1 protein-coding gene is annotated in these 1,282 nt (G+C 40.2%); it reads right to left on the minus strand.

Features of this window, described 5'->3' with window-relative positions:
• Window positions 1-924: 924 nt before the first annotated feature.
• A partial coding sequence (locus tag GQ598_RS10855) for a hypothetical protein (RefSeq protein WP_237410362.1) occupies window positions 925-1,282 on the minus strand: 358 nt, incomplete at its 5' end.

Genomic DNA, 1,282 nt, shown 5'->3' on the forward strand with positions numbered 1-1,282 from the left:
GCGCTCCCGGCGCACCACAAACTCGCCAAACGTCCTGTTTGGCGTGCTAACCTCGCTCTGTTGTCGGCACATTCTGACGCCGGAACAAAACAAACAACATAACCATTGTTTTTTGGGAAAGGTTGTTGTGTTTTTATAATTATATCGTTGATTTTATTTTGATTAAACGCCTACACGGCGTTAAGGAATCATGAGGAGGGAAGTGTGCGTGGCATTTATTTCTAAACCACCTACACTGCGTTAAGGGAAATGAAATTCCAGAATATTTAATTATTGTTTTTCTAAACCACCTACACTGCGTTAAGGTAGAGCTCAAGATTTGATAAATCTTGCTATATAAAGATAAACAACAATTTCATCTTTGAAAACCCTTTTTTTGAGGTGTTTTTTAATTTATTGATTTTATTTAATTTTAAATTATCGTAAAAAAAAGGGTTTGGAGCGGTTAATTTGCTGTTATTGGGGCGCTATTCGTGGTTTTGTTGATTTGCTGTATGCAGGCCTTTGCTTAGGTTGTGTAAGTGATTGATTTAGCTTGAAAATACAAAAAATAAAAACTTCAATAAAATCAATACCTTTCCTGACCACTTTTTGGATGTAATTGCATTGCTTTTTAATACAAAAACAACTCACAAAAAAACACCTAAGATTATGTTGTCTGTCTTGTTCCGGCGTCAGAATGTGCCGACAACAGAGCAAGGTTAGCACGCCAAACAAGGATGTTTGGCGAGTTTGTGGTGCGCCGGGAGCGCGTCCACAAACGGTGCGTTAAGACCGAGCAACGGCGGAGGGCAGCCGCAGGCCACATTCTGTAGCCAAAGCGTGGGTTGTCAGGGAATTCGCTTTAATTCCCTGACTCGGACGTGGTCACCATAGCTATTTTGTCCACCAAAGGTCAAAACGTCCGAAACTTGCGCACCCAATTTATTCTATCCACCAACCCAAAAACACATTAGGATAACGTTTATTAATAACATTAGCCGGAAATCCACCACATACAACAATTTGGTCAAGTTTTTTAATATGCTTGATTATCGGCTTTAGGTTAAATCCTAATAATTGACTCATGACATAAAATGACTGGTTATAAGCCTTTAAAAAAAGGCCTTCTTTCAAAAAATGTATTGGATTTTCACTTAATGTTAATTTTTGTTCTATTTCCATTACATGACCCTCTTTATTTAATTTTACCCTTGCGCCACCGCCATCGACACTTTCAGCGTCGCCGGCGGCGGGGGCGGCGCGATTGTGGCTTCGCCGCAACAGCGCAACCCTAAGGGAA

Source organism: Gilliamella sp. Pas-s95 (assembly GCF_009795795.1).
Lineage (GTDB): Bacteria > Pseudomonadota > Gammaproteobacteria > Enterobacterales > Orbaceae > Gilliamella > Gilliamella bombicola.